This window comes from Helicobacter trogontum (assembly GCF_000765905.2).
Classification (GTDB): Bacteria; Campylobacterota; Campylobacteria; order Campylobacterales; family Helicobacteraceae; genus Helicobacter_A; species Helicobacter_A trogontum.
In genome coordinates, this window is the sequence record NZ_JRPL02000018.1 from 1 (window position 1) to 15,826 (window position 15,826).

The 15,826-nt window shown below is 31.7% G+C and carries 17 protein-coding genes; 3 read left to right on the plus strand and 14 right to left on the minus strand.

The annotated features are described in order from the left end of the window. Together LS81_RS07340 and LS81_RS07345 are read right to left on the minus strand one after the other, a co-directional pair. The coding region (locus LS81_RS07340) for an aldo/keto reductase (RefSeq protein ID WP_138069889.1) at positions 1-312 on the minus strand (312 nt) is incomplete at its 3' end. Positions 313-704: 392 nt separating this feature from the next. Continuing rightward, positions 705-1,340 (minus strand): NAD(P)H-binding protein, encoded by a 636-nt coding sequence (locus LS81_RS07345; protein ID WP_034344416.1) that lies wholly within the window; start codon positions 1,338-1,340, stop codon positions 705-707. Between the two features lie 191 nt (positions 1,341-1,531). Here LS81_RS07345 and rrpB point away from each other — a divergent pair, with 191 nt between their 5' ends. Beyond that, a complete protein-coding gene (gene rrpB / locus LS81_RS07350; RefSeq protein WP_034344415.1) occupies positions 1,532-1,864 on the plus strand; it encodes a MarR family transcription factor RrpB in 333 nt (110 codons plus the stop codon). Between the two features lie 1,027 nt (positions 1,865-2,891). On the opposite strand, the gene LS81_RS07355 is transcribed toward rrpB, so the two are convergent. The 4 genes from LS81_RS07355 to LS81_RS12345 form a co-directional block, all read right to left on the minus strand. After that, positions 2,892-4,403, minus strand: coding sequence for an outer membrane family protein (locus tag LS81_RS07355; protein ID WP_034344414.1), 1,512 nt, complete (start codon positions 4,401-4,403; stop codon positions 2,892-2,894). Positions 4,404-4,937: 534 nt separating this feature from the next. Then, on the minus strand, positions 4,938-6,608 hold the full coding sequence (locus tag LS81_RS07360; protein ID WP_034344412.1) for a hypothetical protein: 1,671 nt from the start codon (positions 6,606-6,608) through the stop codon (positions 4,938-4,940). A 264-nt stretch (positions 6,609-6,872) separates the two neighbouring features. Further along, the gene (locus tag LS81_RS07365; RefSeq protein WP_081955872.1) at positions 6,873-7,682 is read right to left on the minus strand and encodes a carbonic anhydrase; all 810 of its coding nucleotides are present in this window, start codon (positions 7,680-7,682) and stop codon (positions 6,873-6,875) included. A gap of 515 nt (positions 7,683-8,197) precedes the next feature. Further along, positions 8,198-8,332 (minus strand): hypothetical protein, encoded by a 135-nt coding sequence (locus LS81_RS12345; RefSeq protein ID WP_267892502.1) that lies wholly within the window; start codon positions 8,330-8,332, stop codon positions 8,198-8,200. A 50-nt stretch (positions 8,333-8,382) separates the two neighbouring features. Between LS81_RS12345 and LS81_RS07370 the strand changes: the two genes are divergently transcribed. Together LS81_RS07370 and LS81_RS07375 are read left to right on the plus strand one after the other, a co-directional pair. Then, on the plus strand, positions 8,383-8,544 hold the full coding sequence (locus LS81_RS07370) for a hypothetical protein (protein ID WP_161976750.1): 162 nt from the start codon (positions 8,383-8,385) through the stop codon (positions 8,542-8,544). Between the two features lie 36 nt (positions 8,545-8,580). Beyond that, positions 8,581-8,874 carry a hypothetical protein gene (locus LS81_RS07375; RefSeq protein WP_104696515.1) on the plus strand — a complete coding sequence of 98 codons (294 nt, stop codon included), beginning with the start codon at positions 8,581-8,583 and terminating at the stop codon, positions 8,872-8,874. Positions 8,875-9,307: 433 nt separating this feature from the next. On the opposite strand, the gene LS81_RS07380 is transcribed toward LS81_RS07375, so the two are convergent. The 8 genes from LS81_RS07380 to panD all read right to left on the minus strand — a co-directional run bounded on the left by LS81_RS07380 (position 9,308) and on the right by panD (position 15,725). Beyond that, the gene (locus tag LS81_RS07380) at positions 9,308-9,598 is read right to left on the minus strand and encodes a hypothetical protein (protein WP_034344408.1); all 291 of its coding nucleotides are present in this window, start codon (positions 9,596-9,598) and stop codon (positions 9,308-9,310) included. Further along, positions 9,595-9,906 carry an STAS-like domain-containing protein gene (locus LS81_RS07385; RefSeq protein ID WP_170177198.1) on the minus strand — a complete coding sequence of 104 codons (312 nt, stop codon included), beginning with the start codon at positions 9,904-9,906 and terminating at the stop codon, positions 9,595-9,597. Before LS81_RS07385 ends, LS81_RS07380 begins: the two co-directional genes overlap by 4 nt. Further along, a complete protein-coding gene (locus tag LS81_RS07390) occupies positions 9,887-10,951 on the minus strand; it encodes a hypothetical protein (RefSeq protein WP_052096409.1) in 1,065 nt (354 codons plus the stop codon). The genes LS81_RS07385 and LS81_RS07390 overlap by 20 nt, the downstream gene beginning before the upstream one ends. Before the next feature lie 283 nt (positions 10,952-11,234). Further along, positions 11,235-12,134: a hypothetical protein gene (locus LS81_RS07395; RefSeq protein ID WP_161976751.1), complete on the minus strand. Its 900-nt coding sequence runs from the start codon at positions 12,132-12,134 to the stop codon at positions 11,235-11,237. A gap of 48 nt (positions 12,135-12,182) precedes the next feature. Next, positions 12,183-13,301, minus strand: a complete 1,119-nt coding sequence (locus LS81_RS07400) for a sensor histidine kinase (protein ID WP_162846249.1) — start codon at positions 13,299-13,301, stop codon at positions 12,183-12,185. A gap of 30 nt (positions 13,302-13,331) precedes the next feature. After that, positions 13,332-15,068, minus strand: a complete 1,737-nt coding sequence (locus tag LS81_RS07405) for a DUF7488 domain-containing protein (RefSeq protein WP_233715922.1) — start codon at positions 15,066-15,068, stop codon at positions 13,332-13,334. 10 nt (positions 15,069-15,078) lie between these two features. Continuing rightward, complete coding sequence (locus tag LS81_RS07410) at positions 15,079-15,381, minus strand: YbaB/EbfC family nucleoid-associated protein (RefSeq protein WP_034321763.1); 303 nt, start codon at positions 15,379-15,381, stop codon at positions 15,079-15,081. Continuing rightward, positions 15,381-15,725 (minus strand): aspartate 1-decarboxylase, encoded by a 345-nt coding sequence (gene panD / locus LS81_RS07415; protein ID WP_034346908.1) that lies wholly within the window; start codon positions 15,723-15,725, stop codon positions 15,381-15,383. Before panD ends, LS81_RS07410 begins: the two co-directional genes overlap by 1 nt. Positions 15,726-15,826: the final 101 nt, after the last annotated feature.

The following is a 15,826-nucleotide window of genomic DNA, read 5'->3' on the forward strand; positions in this document are numbered from 1 at the left end:
AATTAAGAGTAAATCTAAATATTCTAAATCAAGTTCTTCTAGACTTCTTAAAATTTGATCTTTTGTTTGCAAATAATTTAAATTTTGTGAAATTTTAGATTCTATAAAAAGCTCATCTCTAGGTATCTTGCTTTCTCTTAAGGTTTTGGCAATATCCTTGTGATTTTTATACATTTGTGCACTATCGATGAGGCGATATCCGCATTCTAAAGCATTGCTTAATGCTTCATTGCATTCTCTCCCTTGCAACCTAGCTGTCCCAAAACCAATAATAGGGATTTTTAAACCATTGTTTAAAATTTGATATTTCATAAATGAAAACCTTAATAAATTTGTAATCAAAATTAAAATTTTATTGACTTAATTTTACTTTTCTATCGTTTATATCATAATAAAAATTATAAAAAATGAGAGTAGCTCTAAGTCAAGATGAATTTTAAATTTCTTTTAAAAAATTTTGCCTAGGTTCTTATTTCATCTTAAAAATCATTGCTCTAAAAAACAACCATCATCTAAATAAAACTTGTGCTAACTTAGATTTAGTCATTTTTATGTAAGAATTTAAAGGCTTGTAGTAGGTTATCTTATTTAAAATATAAAGTTTCAGGATTTTTAACATTATATGTAATTTATCAAATCTTTATATTTTAGTTAATAATAAACTATATAAATATTTTGCAAATTTTTTGCAAAATACTGCTAAATTATAAAGCTATAACACCAACACGCACATTTTCATAATTAGAATCTAACGCGATATCCATCATAGCGCTTGCATAATCCCTATAACCTATTTTACTTTCATTATTTGCATTCAGTTCAAATTCTTCACCTATGATTTTATAATGATTACTCTTTGGCAAAGCAGGCACAAACTCTGCAGATGGACTAACATACACCCATTTAAAGCCCTTTTCATCGCGTAAAAATGTAAGCACCTCTGCAGTTGCTTGCGCTACACCCAAATACTCTTTAGGAAAATCTGGCATATCCATTAACCTTGTCTTGTGGCTACTATCCATATATAAACTTCCAGCACCTCCTACAACAAGAACTTTAGCACGACTTCCTTGCAAAATTTTACTTAAAAATTCTATGTGCTTTTTATGCAAACTCAAATCTTGCCATTCCCCAAATGCATCAATGATTACATCAAAATGTTCTAAATCCTGCGAATTTAATAAGAAAAGATCCTTTTGTATTATTTGAACATTTTTTTCAAACTCACTCATTTTAGAACTATCGCGCACGAAACATACAGGATTTAAACCGCGATCTAATACCTCATTAGTTATTGCCTTACCTGTTTTACCACTTGCGCATAAAATTGCTATTTTCATTGCTTATCCTTATAAAAGATATTCATATATAAATATGATATTAAAATTATAAATAAACTAACATTTAAAAATCAAGTAGGTATTATTTTATAATATAATACTTATTTTAGGAGTAATGTGTATTTATGCTATTTTATAGGGATAAATTTGTTAAAATATGCTATAATTTTAGAAAAAATTAAGGTCTAATTATGAAAAAATATCACTCCCTCTGTCCTGTTGAAACGACACTCAATCTTATTGGCAACAAATGGAAGATTCTCATTATTAGAGAATTGCTAGATGGAGAAAAGAGATTTGGAGAACTAAGAAAAAATATTTCAGCTACAAAAAATCAAAACATCTCTCAAAATGTACTTACACAAAATTTACGAGAACTAGAAGAAGCTAAGCTATTAAAACGCAAAGTTTATGCGGAAGTTCCACCAAGAGTTGAATATTCACTTACCTTGCTTGGCAATAGCTTAGAATCTGTTTTAAAAAGTCTTGAAATTTGGGGAGATAAATATAAAAATATGAATTAAACCTTAATCTTATACTTCACATTTATCCCTTAATAAAATCATTGCAATTCCAAAGCTTGGCAACATAAAGTCTATATTAATAAGTCATGTTGCTTAAACAGCAACAAGTTAGCGATAGCAGTTTAGATCCTAAGTTTTATGTTTTATATTACCCATAAAAAAGGCTTACTAGCAAATCTCTTTCCTTAGAAAAATGTTCATGTTTCCTCGTTATAGCTGATTTTCGTAGCACAATAAATAATAATCTTCTCCACCACTTACGTGTTTAATCATCATATGGAGTTAGAATGCGCCAATGCTGAGAATGTTTCAGCCATTTTAGGTTTTAGTTTTTTTTTACATTCGAAGGCATTATTACTCCTCTTACAGGATTTGCAAACAATATGTTTGTGTCATTGGGAGTAATAATAGCTATCTGTTGTTGCTGTGTGGCAATTTTGGGTTATATTATTAGACACAACATCTCAAGGTGATATATGTTTAGTATCTCTTTTTATCCATACAAAACTAATTGCAACTTAAACGTATAACCATTCAAATCTTGCCTATTCTCTAACCATAACGACAATTTCCTCCCATCACTTGAAGAAAATAAGGGTTAAACTTAAACTTTTTAATCTTCAAAATACAGGCAATTTATATTTAAGCTACCCACCACTTTTTTAGCAATGGGTCCCACCCTGCTTAGCCCTACACCTCTTTTTGAATTCCAAGCAATCATATTTCTTGATATTTAGACAATTATTTTTATATTTTTCATATCTTTTAGCATCATAAAATTGTTTAAATACCCATGCTTTTACATGCTCCAAAGCCTTGTTTTATATTTAAAAATTTTATATAACAAAAAAAGATGCTTACATTAGTAGATGTTTGGATAATAATGAAAATCCCCATCCTAAGAGATTCTGAATCAATTAGGGTAGAGAGAAGAGGAATAGATCGCTTATGTATATCTAAGTATTGAAGCTAGGCTATATACCAGATCATACGCCAAAGCTTTAGTTATCTTGCATTTTACAATGGATTAAAATCTATAATCAAGCGTAAAAAATGCATGACTTCTATCATCTGTTCTTGTCGCAGCTAGAGCGCTGCCTCCGAGTTGATAGCCTGGATTATAGCCAGCCTTTGTTGTATCCCTAAACCATTCTAGTTTAATACCTACTGCTAAACCATTTCTAAAAGCATGATTTACAGAAAGGGCTATACTTTCTTCATCACTTCTTGGGCTCCGTGTAATTCTGCCAAGTAGATCCCATGAGAGTGTACCATACTTTAAGTTATAGTGGCCACCACCAGAGAGATAACCTGTTTGAGCATTTCTGCTGATCACATCGCTGATACTTGCACCTATATCATACACACCCGCAGTCCAAAAATCAAACCCCATTGGATTTCCATAGGTCCCAAAATGTGAGTTTGCACTACCAATATTTTGGTAATATCCTATACGCACATTATAATTATGAATCATACCCTGTGCAATTAGATTGAAATTCCCACTCCATTCATCAACGGTTTGATCATATCTTTTTTTTGCTCCGGTAAAAGCCTTATGCACATGCAATGCATACCCTTGTGCTATTACTCTAAATCCAAATCCATTGCCAAATTGACGTTCATATACAGCCTTTAAGCCTGGTACTTCATAAAGTCCTGCATAAAAGTAAAAGAATGGGCGGACAAGCAACGTATCTCCATATGCAAAACCATTATCCGTATCAGAAATACCACCATGCTTAACATCAACCCCAAAAGAGTGGATACCATAACTCGCATCACCCTTACCATCACCATCTGTATCAGTTGTCTTTACCGCGTAGTAGTCATAGAACCATTGCGAATATGCAAATGCACGACCAAATGAGCTAAACCACCAAAGTTTTACTTCATTGGCAGGTTTAGATTCTGTATCACCATAGCCAAAATGCCAATCAAAGTTTAAACCTTGTGTATAACCACTAAAGTAATCCATGCTAGATTCATACCTACCAAGCTTTAGGTTAAAATCTCTTGTTTGCAGATCAATATACGCATTATGCACAAAGATTTGATGATTATTGTTGTAGCGTATGCCATCATTACCAAAATAGCCACTCCAAGAACCTATGTATTGGTTGTTTAATCCACTACCATTGTCTAAACCACCACCAGTATTAACACCATCATACTTAGTAGTGTCCCAAGCGAGTCCAGCTGCAGCTGCACCAACACCTATTTCAAATTTAGAAAAATAGTCGTTTTCATACACAGCGTTAATGTTAAAAATCCCATTAACCTCGCCAAATACACTTGTAAAGCTTTCAGTTGGATAAAATCCTCTCGCAGTATCAACTTTACCACCATTAAAACCGGCCTTAGTAAAAGTACCCACATTCCCAGTAAATGTAAATAGCTTACTATCTTTATTAGCACATCGCTCATATCCAAAAAGATTCCCCGCAGTATTACTACCACAATCTGCTAGTGCAAAAGAACTACCAACAAGCAAGGTAATGCTTGTGTATTTTGTCAAATTTCTTAGGTTTCCTACCATGCATTTCCTTTCAATTGTATTTTTATGGTCTAATATTATTGCATAAAATACACATAATTTTCCAAAAAAATAGATTTATTAAAGATTTTTTAAAATTTAAATTAGTAATAATTATCAAATTTTGTAAAAAACGTGTAAAATTTATACATTTTAATTTAATAGTGTGTTATTTTTGCTATTTTATTTTAAAATACGCCTAAAAGTAACATATCATAAAAAATGTGTTAAAATTACACATTTGAATATTTTAAGGGCAAAAATTACTATATGTAAACACGTAAAATCAAAAAGTAATAGCGGTGAATCATATATGTATATCTTAGAGAGATTTGATACACCTCTCCATTGCTACTCCTTTATAGCTATTTATTTGCTCCTACAATATCCCCAATCCCTTTTATAAATACTCCAACATTTTAAAACATCAAAAATCCTATAAGCATAAAAACTATGCCTTGTAATATTTTATTTCCCTCCTTATACATAAGATCAAATCAAGCACTTCTCCACAACAAAGCACCCCAATGTACCACCCTAGTGCATCTGCGTAGACTGCTTTGCATACTCTTCATAATTTTTTACTTGAGAATCGAAAGCTTTTATCATATTAGGGAGATTTTTTTGAATTTTATATAATGCGGCCAAATGTATTTTTAGCGGATTTGCCCAAATCGGATTTGGCTTTGACACTGCATCAATTTGCTTTCTACAGGCTTCAATAGCCTTATTAAGGCTAACAGGAAGAGTCCGTAATTGCGTAAGATATTCTCTACCCTCTTTTATCCTCACATCCATACTCCCCTTTCGATTTGTAAGCTTTTTGTTTAATCTTTCTTGTGCCTCTTTTAGATCAAGTGCTTTGGCTTTTACTTCTTGTAATTTTTCCTCCAAAATCTCCTTTGTTTGCTTCAATTTGTCTTCGAGTGTATTTTTTGCATCTTGTAGCTGTCCCTCAAGATTTAATCTAATCTCTTTAAACTGATCTTCTTTTGCTTGCACTTCAGCAATTTGAGATTCTAGACCCTCTCTCCTATCTGTTGTCTTTGCATCTTTATATTTGCTTTCTAGAATTTCTCTTTGCTCTCGCAACTCTGTTTCTTTCGCGTTTGCAATTTTTAATCGCTCATCAAGAGCATCTTTCACTGATTTAAACGCAGATCTTTTGAGTTGCACTTGTGCGAGTTGCGTTTCTTTTAGCTCCATTTCTTTTAATTGTGCATCTTTCAAAATGTTTTCCTTAAGTTCCACTTCTTGCATATCTTTTATTATATCATCACTTGTTTCTTCACACACAAGATTCTGAAACTGAGTATAAAAATTATCAAGTCGTGTAAAGATTTCATTTGTTGGCACACTTGGTGATGAAGAGTAAGGTACATATACCATATATTCAAGGTTTGGAATCAGAAATGCATACTGCTCATAATTTTTAAAGAATGTTTCTTTACACGTTTTCTCATATTCCTCGTCATGGAAAACAAAGGTTGGTAACTCATCATTTGATAAGCTTGCACAAATTGTTGTTTCAAGGTATCGCACACCATCAGACCAATCACGCAGACAATAATAGAACATACCAAAGTCAATCGGCGTAATTTCCTTCCTATTATTCATAATAAGATTTACCGCAAGAAGATGCAAAAAATCCTTAAATCGTTTGTCTGAAATATTTGAGAGGTGTTTAACTAGATTTTGTTCTGCATCATCAATCATAGTAATATCCCCAGCAAGCTCACCCGTAGGATTTGCATGAGAGGCAAGAGATTCTATAAAATTGATTGCCTTTGCTCGATTTTCCTCATCCCAAAATTGCGTAAAGTTATAATCTTGAAAAAACTTTTTTAGCTTATTTGCCTCTGGAGCTAATTGCTTTAACTTCTCTATTATATTGGTATTTTTTGGTGCAAAGAGGTAGTCATAGAGATGCTCAGTATTATTATGATTGCCTAAATGACAATAAGCAGTGTATTTGCTTAATTTATCTTTATTTTTTGTGAGATTTGAATTTGCTGTAACTTTTGCTTTAATGGGTGTTTCTCCAAATAACGCTTCAAAACGCATCTGTATATCTCTTGCATCATCATGCCCATACAGTAAAAGTGGCTTATTGCTTAAAGTACATAAGAGTGCCAATCTTACCTCTTCATCTCGCCCATATAAGCCCTGATTGAGAATAATTTCTAGCTTTTCAATAACATCTTTCATAATCTCTCCTCAATGCAAAATTCTAGATTCTGCAACTATATAACCATGTATAAGAAAATTAAAATACTTCAAAATATAGCAAAAATGCACTTATAAATTACTTAATTAAGAAGGAATTAAATGTATTGATACACTCTATATTACAAAGACAAAAGTATGAATATAAATAAATCCTCCAACTATTATTGCAAAAAGTCTAAATATATTATTTTATTGGCTGAAGTGTTTGTGACATATATTAAAGCTTGGTGTGTAATCCATAAGTTAAGGTGCAGAAAGAATAACTCTATCATTTAGTGGTTGCACATCTCTTGCATTATCTTTGAGAATCGCATGAAGTGCATCAAGTTGGTACTGCGAAGCCTCAACACTCTCCTTTAACACTATCCATTGCACCCCTTCTTTGCAAGGTGGCGTTGTGAGACTGCCACCAAAAGCATAATAACCATGATTTTTAGGTAAGAGTTGTGATATATATATCATATCCATTTGATACACTTTACCTATATCCATTGGAGCATAAGAGAGAATATTATTTAAGACAGCATTGTTTTGTCCCTTTTGAAACAACACAGCAAGTACTAAAAGGTTATCCTCGCTATCCTTATGTACCATATGCATTTCCATAGGGTAAGACTTCCCTTCTATTTGTGTCTCTGAGGGTGTGTGAAAATGGAGCTGGACTAGATTGTCTTTTTTATTTTGATATACCAATCCGCCTGCCTCATTAAATTGCAACATGATGGTATGCCCATTATTTACAATATCCTTTGAATTTGTGCCATGAAGCAAATGTAACTCATTTCTAGATTCTGTTGTTTTATTGTTTTCAATATTAATTGATGATTGTTTCATGCCTATGTTGCAGAGCTTAAATTTAGAATCAAGTTTTGCCCATGTATCTGGACCATTATGTTTATCATATCCCCACTGAGTTGCATACATACTTCCTACACTGCACACTAATGACAAAAAAACTTTTTCATATTTTTCTCCTCTAGCAAAAATATCATAAAATTTTGCAAAATAAAAATAAAATGGAGGTAAAAATTTTATTGCAAAAAATAAGGCCATAACTACACATCTATTCTCTTTGCATGCACTTCCTAAAAAATGCTCGTAATTCTACCACAAAATTAATGGAATGATGATTGCATTTTCATAAATCGCACTCATGTGATAATGATTTTTTTAAGACCAATTAGTATGGTAATAAATTTTTACACAAAAATTAAAAACTACATTTTTGTTACAAAATATGTACAAAGTTTTTTTGTAAATTACAATAAAGTTTTTAACCTATATTAAAAGCTTCTTAGTTGCATATAAAACCAAAAAAGCCATAAAACCACGCACAACACGCATTTTTACACCTCCCTATAATAAAATAAAACACAACAAATAACTAAAGTCAAAAAATCAAAGGAAAGGATTTTTGACTAACTTGATAGCAAATGCTATAAGCAACAAAAGCAAACACCCTTTATTTTCGTTTGCTAGTCAACAATAACACAGAATTGCATGCTTGCACTTTGCATTCGCCCTTTTGTGTTGTTATTGACTACTTTTTGCCACTGAATATGGAAAGATTAACCTTGTTGCTTATCTTTTTTGAGTTTTTCTAAACGCTTTTCAATTTCTTTATCAGTTTTAATCCTTAAGACATCTAATATTGAAGATATGATAAGTATAAGAATTAAAAAAATAATTAAAAAAGTATCCATTGCCACAACCCTTCTGCTATAACAATGATGATTTTGTAGTTTATGATGAAATGAATCGTTTTGATTTATCTAAGCTTATAGAATATAGATTGTTTCATTGTATAAATAATGATGAAGGACATATGAAGTTAGAAAAAAATAACGCCACTTTGAAGTTTTTAGATAATGATAAAGTGTATGCACTTAATATTGAATTTGAACATGAAGAGTAAAATATTAAAAATAATTAGTTTATTGGAGGGTTAAATATGAAAAAGATAGTATTAGCTAGTTTATTAAGTGTTGGAGTTATGAGTGCTAATAATCAGCCTTTAAAATGTGTAACTGCTTATTGTGATACCTTTTTGCAAAACATAGCTAGGTTTATGTATGTAGTTGAGAAAGAGGAATTATATGACAAAGATACATATCATAGACTTTATAGCAGACAATTAAAAGCCATGTGCGACTCTTATGTAGATTTAAGTATAGAAGATTTGCAACAAATTAAAGAGCAAGGCAAAGAGAAAGATATAAAAGTATTTATAGATTCATGCGATTAGGATGTGGAATCATGAAAAAGATAGCATTAATTAGTGCATTCAATATTGGTTTTGTAACTGAATGTTATAATGAAATGTTTAAAAACTCAACAATATTCAATCAACTTTATTGCTCAATTATTGCATAGTTTTAAGTCATGAGGCTTTTAAGTCATGAGGCTTTAAAAAGGTAAAGAGAAAAATATAAAAACGGCGTATAGAAATCTAAACTTTGAATGACGTTAGTGCTTAAGAAGAAAAATCTAATGATAAGGAAGCAAAAGAAAAGCAAAATTTAAATACCAAAGAAGAGACAAAGACGTGCTATGTGTATGCAAACTAGAAGTCAGTGTGAGATTAATATGTGAGAAAACCAAGGGAATATGGTGCTATATTAATATTATAGATTATATTTATAAGTCTACTATAATCACCAACCAAGCTCTCTTCGCTCTTATTTCCACCCCCCATTAAAATCACTTATGGCTACTGCAAAGGTTTTTATAGCCTCATTATTCCTTGAACTCTTGATTATTTTTATGTGCACTAAGGCATGTATGTAAGCATCAAGTACACAAGGCTTAAAGTCTTTTTCATTTTTTAAGCTTTGCTCAAAAACATACTTGATAACAGCGATACACTCTTTTCTATCAGATTCTATGGCAATCCTTTTATCTTTGTAGAATAGATAAATAAAGTTAATAATGCCAAGCACTAATGCAAAGAAAGCAATTAAAATAGTCATATACTAGCAAAATCCCTAAACTTTTGTTCTAAATTAGAATTATTCTTGCTAAACAATCTAACTCTCTTACTAAATTTTTCAAAACCACCCATTTCACGACATAATGGAGCAAATGCCTCGGATAAAAATGATGGAGTGAAAGAGGTTTTTATATCACTACCATCAATTTCCACAAACTCATATTTTTCTAACAATGGTCGCAAAACATCTTCCCTAAATTCCTCACCAGAATGTTTTCCTAAAGTTTTATATCTAGGACCTGGCGTAGAGCTAAATTCTTTTGTAAAATTATATATAATACTCTTCATCATATTCCACCACCCACCTCACTAGAGTCCCTTTTATTGGTCTTGCGATCATAATTGTTTCGTCATTATAGCTAGAATACAATAAATTTTCGGCAACAACCTCCAAAATTGCCCTTCTTTCTTTAGATACATTATTAACAAAAGCAGTAAATGCCATCATTCCGTTGCCTCTACCTTTTTTACTTTTATCATTACTATACCTTGATAAATCAGTCGTACATAATTTTTTTAAAGTTTCTTTTTTGCCATGCATTTTCTTAAATCTTGTAAAAGTTTTTTGCAATTTTGTTTTATTAGATTCTAGGGATTTAAAAATTCCCATACCGATATCATAGAAAATAAATTCCAATTCTTTTTTATTTTTATCATAAGAGCCTAAAAACCATATTGATTTATTTACATCATCTTCACTATATGCATGTTCAAAAGAATTCACACAAGCTTCATAAACCGCATCAAACAAACTATCTTTGTATTGTTCTAGATGATGCTGCTTTGCGAAAAAATTTATAATATCTGAGTGAAAACTATTGTCGTTGATTTTGCTATCTTGTAATTTTGTTATTTTTAAATAATCCACACTATTATTTATCTTTGGTGGATTCACACACAAAGCCTCCCAAAAACCAATTAGAGTAAGACGTTCATCAATATCTTGACTAGGAATAGCCTTTTTATTTCTATGCAATGTTTTAAAAATATTTTTTATATTGGCTGTTAGTATCAAAATAGTAGTATTATCTATTTCTTTTATAATATTTAATTTTATATTTATTTTGCATTTTTCGTTAGTAGCCTGTTGGCAATTTTGTATAAAGTCATCTATTTCCTTTATGCTTGTGGGAAATGTCATATTTTCTGGCAATGTAATTTTATATTTAGGGCATTTTGCGTATGGGCTTTTTGGTGGCCTTGCTCTATGTGTTCTAAAAATTTGTCCCCTATTCTTTCTCTTAAAAATTCTTTTAATTTTTTTTCTCTGAAGCACAATTTCTTTTGTTTTTGAAGTGGAGCTCCATATAGATTTTTTAATTTTTATTTTCATATTTAATCCTTTCTGCAAAATAATACCATATTTATTTTCTCTTATATATTTTTTGAATTTTATTCAACAAGTTAAACACAAATTCCACGATACTATTCTACAAAAATAATAAAGACCAAAAATTTTAGAATAATACGTAGGCTCTGTAAAAAAGAGTGGACAAGATTATATTTTTGGCGTGGAGGATGTAAAATTCCTTGAGGAAGGAGGGGCAATGAATGCTAAAATATTTGCTAAACGTTGTGCTGACCCTATGTCAATAATTAATGACAAATGAACTTAACTACATTCCCTCTTGCAACTCACCACCTTTCAACATATCACATATTTGCTTAGATTGGCTTAATACTTGTTTCATGCTATCTAAGCTTATATTAGGCATAAATGCTAGATTTTGTGAAATTATTGCATTTTCAACTACATCAAAATCCCTTATAAAATTATCTAAACTATTTAAACTATCTTGCTCAATTAATCCAGCAGATACTAGATTATTATATGATTGTTGTAGTTGTATTATGATTTCATCTTGTGTTATTTGTTGTGCTTTAAATAATGTAACAAGGCTAAAGAATTGCATTTTAAGCATTAAATGCGACATTATTTCAATAAAATCATTTTGAGACATGGAATCTAGGCTATTTTCACTAATATTTGAATATGTTTCAAAGTCTAACCATATACTGCCTAGTTTATCTTCATAAGCTGTATTAAGCCCTAAAAAGCTTACATCTACATTACCATTTGAATCATTTGGCTTACTTAATTCTAATTCATCATCACTAAAGTTTGCTAAAAGCTCTTTTAACCTAGCTTGTGCTTGTAAAAAATCGCTTACTTGTATATCTTTATGATGTGCTAACTTATAATAGCCTTTTTCTTTATTATCAAACAAATATACAAGATATTCATACATACTAGCCTTACTTACATTTGATAAAAAGCTCTCTAAACTTATCTCATTATTTTTGATACGCAATTTATCTACAAAATAACTTATAAATGTATTACAATCATTTAATAATACTTTCAAATCATAAAGCTTTGTGTGTGTGAAATCACTTTCTACCTTTGTTTTTATATTTTCAAGCATACTTACATAATCACTACTTTGCTTATATAAAGGTTTTATTATGTTTATTAACCCTGCTTTACTTGTTAGTGAGTAACTATGTATTTGCATGTAAAGGGAGTAAGGTTATATACAAATGTTATTACAATCGCATTATTACTATGAAAGTGATGTGAGCGGTACACGTATTTCAAAGAATTTACCATCTGCATCATTAGCACATAATTCGCCATCATGTGCTAATGCTATCTGCCTACTTAAGGCTAATCCTAACCCATGCCCTTTTAATTTTGTTGTTTTAAAAGCTTCAAAAAGAGAAGTAATATCCTCTATTTCTTTTCCATTATCATAGATTCTACACAGAATCATATCTTCTTCTCTAAAAAAGTAGATTCGAATCTCGCCTTGCTCACACTCGCCTTCCTCAATCGCATCAATTGCATTGCAAAGCATATTATGCAAGGCAATCTCATAAAGAGAAAAATCTACATAAAAAGCATCGTTGTATTCAATCTCAAATGTGACTTTAATTTCCTTTGTATAGCCATATTCACTTATTACTTGTTCTAAACTTTGCCTAAAATCAGCAAAAACATATCGTTGCTTATTAGCCTGCACACCCTTTGAAAAAAGTAACGTGCTCTTTATAATTCTCTCAACCCTCCAGATAGACTTTTTCATTTCGTCTACAATTTCCATGCTTTTTTCATCCACTCTTTTACTTAACACACCTGCAAGCAATGAGAGAGAACCGATTGGATTACGGATTTCATGTGCTAAATGTGCACTTACCTGCCCCATACTAGCAAGTCTTTCTTGCCTTTTCTGCTCCGTGATATTCGTAGCAGTTATAATTTGCTTATGTGAGATTTTTGAGCTTTGTATCAGATAAACATTATTGTCAATCTTAACTTCAAACTCGGTATTGAAATTCAAATCAATATCAAGTAAACCCTTAAGATTACTTGCCTTTTTATTCTGGTAAAATAAGCTACCATTTTCATTAAAAACAATAACTGCTTGTGGAATCATTTCTAAAACAGATTCTATTAGCACTTTAAAATCTTTAAATTCCTTTTCAATTTTATAGCTTTGTAAAATAAGCTCATGCAAAAGATTAAGCAAAGATTGCGTATCCCCTAAGCCCAAAGTATTTTGCAAGGTCGCATTATCATAGCCCACATCCTCAAGCATAATGCTATTTTTTGTCAAGTGCTCCTGCTTGTAAGCTTCTTTTTTTTTGGTATGATATTTACTCTTTTTATGAACTTTTTTCATAGATAACCCTTTTGTGCTTCATATAGCTTACTATTCAAGTGGCACTCTAAATTGGAAACCTTGTCTATCAATAAGAAAGTTCATCTGCCCACCATACTCCACAAGAGCTTCATATTCTTTAATCCGCTCTTTTTCTGGCTTTTTTACTCTTTTATTTCCAGAATCATATATATCATATATTGTTCTCATACTTTGCGTATCAGAATCTCGCAAAATTCCATCGCCACTAAAAGAATGCAAATCGCCCTTTTTGCTTGTTTGATTATTTGTAATGTTTGTGCCTATTGCCACATCGCTACTTGCAAAACTACGCATATTATCTGCCATCTTATAATAAAAGTCATTGTGTCTCTCTTTTTTGACTTCTTTACTTTGAAACTGCTCTAATATATCTGCATTCCGCCTTTTTGTTGCTTCCTTTTCTGCCTCATAGATAATCTTTTGCTCTAAGAAATCCACTTGATCGTCTTGTATTCTTGTAAAAAGCTCTCGCAGCAAGTGGTTTCTCTCTGTAGTATTACGTGGCTTAAAATGTCGCATATCAATATCATTGATAAAAAGGATTCTATCTCCTTTTTTTAACTTTGAAAAGGGTCCCTTACATGGAGCTTTTTGCACTACCAAATCATTGGATATAACTAAGTTAAACCTCTCTAAAAAACTATCTGCAAGCAACATTCCACCATATCTTTTTTTTGCTTTTACTTTTATGTTCTTTATGTTTTCACCACGCTTAATCTTTACCTGCACTAACTCGTCTGGCTCAAGGTTGGCAATAATAAGCTCTAGTTCACCCCAATCTTTTGGTGCAACATCATTAATTGAGATTAAAACATCACCCCTCTTAAAAGGATTTGATGGAAAAAATGGATCTGAAAATTGTACAACAAATGTTGCATTCTCCGCACTACTAACATCAAAACGAACTCCAATGTCACCATAATAGGGTTGTTTTTGAGCAAGAAATCTATCAATATATGACTTCTCTATAAAACCATTACCACCAACGCTTAATCCATAGATTCTATAACATATATTACTTATAACACCATTTTTCTGCGTCGGAGTAGAAAACTCTGCATATTGTAGAAATCCAGCCTGATGAGTTTGGAATCTACCTGGCTTTGCTCCATTAATACCTACACTTGCCAATTCTCTACTTAAAGCATAATCATCAATATCTGATAACTCATACGCATATCTAGAATCTACCCTACCACTTACCTGGAACAAGCCTGTAAAAGGATCATATTTGACAAGATTCTTTAATCGTGGACGCACTGGACTATACCCAATGATCTCTCCACTCTTAAGCTTGATTGCGTATAAACCCTTACCTAAATGAAGGCTTGTCTGTCTGTAATATGCAGCACAATGTGCATAATCTATCTTTTCTTCAGTTTTACTCTTTCCATATAGATCAATCACTTCAAGCTCATTGCTCTCCAAGATCCCATTTTTTTCATGCACTTGCACTTCTTTTGCATTCACAATACTTTCAGTTGGTGTGTTAATTTGTGATGGTGTTTTTGGTTTTCCTAGACTATTAAACTCGCTCTCAAGCATATTGGCATACAAACTACTTGTATTAGCATAGACGCCAAATAAAGCGAAAGCTATTGTAAGGAATGGTTTAATAAGGCACCTTGAATGATGTATTGTAGAATGTTTTTTTTGTGTATGATTGACATGTATGTCTATAAAAGCTTTTGAAAAACTAGGATTATGTGTAGCGTTGCCGCTAAGCAAAAATTTAAAAGATTGCATAAGCACCCCTTTAAAATTTAAAAGGATTCATATTCTTTATTTGCTCAAACACATCATCTTGACGCGCTTCTTGCATTTGCTTATACCCCTCATTAATGGCACTGATTAATAAAATCTGCAACGATTGTTTGTCTTGCAGCAACTCATCATCAATTTCAATATCAAGAAGCTCTCCAGCCCCATTAAACTGCACATTAATAAGCCCACCACCGCTTTTTGATTCTATAACTTTTTCTTTTGCTTTTGCATCCATTTCTTTCAACTGCTCTTGCACACTACCAAGCATATTTTGCAAATCTTTAGGGTCAAACATTAATGCTCCTCTACAATACAATTTTTAGAATCTACAAGCACAACTCGTGGTTTAAAATTCTTCGCATCTTTCATTTTCATGCTTGCATAAGCGATAATTATCACAACATCACCCTTTTGCACTTTGCGTGCCGCTGCACCATTAAGACATATCGTACCACTTCCTGCTTTTGCTGTTATCACATAGGTACTAAACCGCTCTCCATTGTTAATATTTACAATATCAACCTTCATACCCTCGATGATACCTGCAGATTGCATAATACTCTCATCTATGCTAATAGAACCAACATAATTTAAATTTGCATCTGTAACTACCGCACGATGAATCTTTGCATACATCATCTCAACATAGCAATTTTGCTTTATTTTGAGCTTATTATGCAAAATATCCTTATCTTTTTTATTATCCTTCGCCATTTCTATTCCTATCTTCTCTTCATCTA

Coding starts and splice junctions, on each gene's coding strand:
- LS81_RS07405 (WP_233715922.1), bottom strand. CDS start 15,068: ATGCAATCTTTTAAATTTTTGCTTAGCGGCAACGCTACACATAATCCT.
- LS81_RS07375 (WP_104696515.1), top strand. CDS start 8,581: ATGAAAAAGATAGTATTAGCTAGTTTATTAAGTGTTGGAGTTATGAGT.
- LS81_RS07400 (WP_162846249.1), bottom strand. CDS start 13,301: ATGAAAAAAGTTCATAAAAAGAGTAAATATCATACCAAAAAAAAAGAA.
- LS81_RS12345 (WP_267892502.1), bottom strand. CDS start 8,332: ATGGATACTTTTTTAATTATTTTTTTAATTCTTATACTTATCATATCT.
- rrpB (WP_034344415.1), top strand. CDS start 1,532: ATGAAAAAATATCACTCCCTCTGTCCTGTTGAAACGACACTCAATCTT.
- panD (WP_034346908.1), bottom strand. CDS start 15,725: ATGATGTATGCAAAGATTCATCGTGCGGTAGTTACAGATGCAAATTTA.
- LS81_RS07365 (WP_081955872.1), bottom strand. CDS start 7,682: ATGGCCTTATTTTTTGCAATAAAATTTTTACCTCCATTTTATTTTTAT.
- LS81_RS07355 (WP_034344414.1), bottom strand. CDS start 4,403: ATGGTAGGAAACCTAAGAAATTTGACAAAATACACAAGCATTACCTTG.
- LS81_RS07395 (WP_161976751.1), bottom strand. CDS start 12,134: ATGCAAATACATAGTTACTCACTAACAAGTAAAGCAGGGTTAATAAAC.
- LS81_RS07410 (WP_034321763.1), bottom strand. CDS start 15,381: ATGTTTGACCCTAAAGATTTGCAAAATATGCTTGGTAGTGTGCAAGAG.
- LS81_RS07380 (WP_034344408.1), bottom strand. CDS start 9,598: ATGACTATTTTAATTGCTTTCTTTGCATTAGTGCTTGGCATTATTAAC.
- LS81_RS07390 (WP_052096409.1), bottom strand. CDS start 10,951: ATGAAAATAAAAATTAAAAAATCTATATGGAGCTCCACTTCAAAAACA.
- LS81_RS07370 (WP_161976750.1), top strand. CDS start 8,383: ATGAATCGTTTTGATTTATCTAAGCTTATAGAATATAGATTGTTTCAT.
- LS81_RS07385 (WP_170177198.1), bottom strand. CDS start 9,906: ATGAAGAGTATTATATATAATTTTACAAAAGAATTTAGCTCTACGCCA.
- LS81_RS07360 (WP_034344412.1), bottom strand. CDS start 6,608: ATGAAAGATGTTATTGAAAAGCTAGAAATTATTCTCAATCAGGGCTTA.
- LS81_RS07345 (WP_034344416.1), bottom strand. CDS start 1,340: ATGAAAATAGCAATTTTATGCGCAAGTGGTAAAACAGGTAAGGCAATA.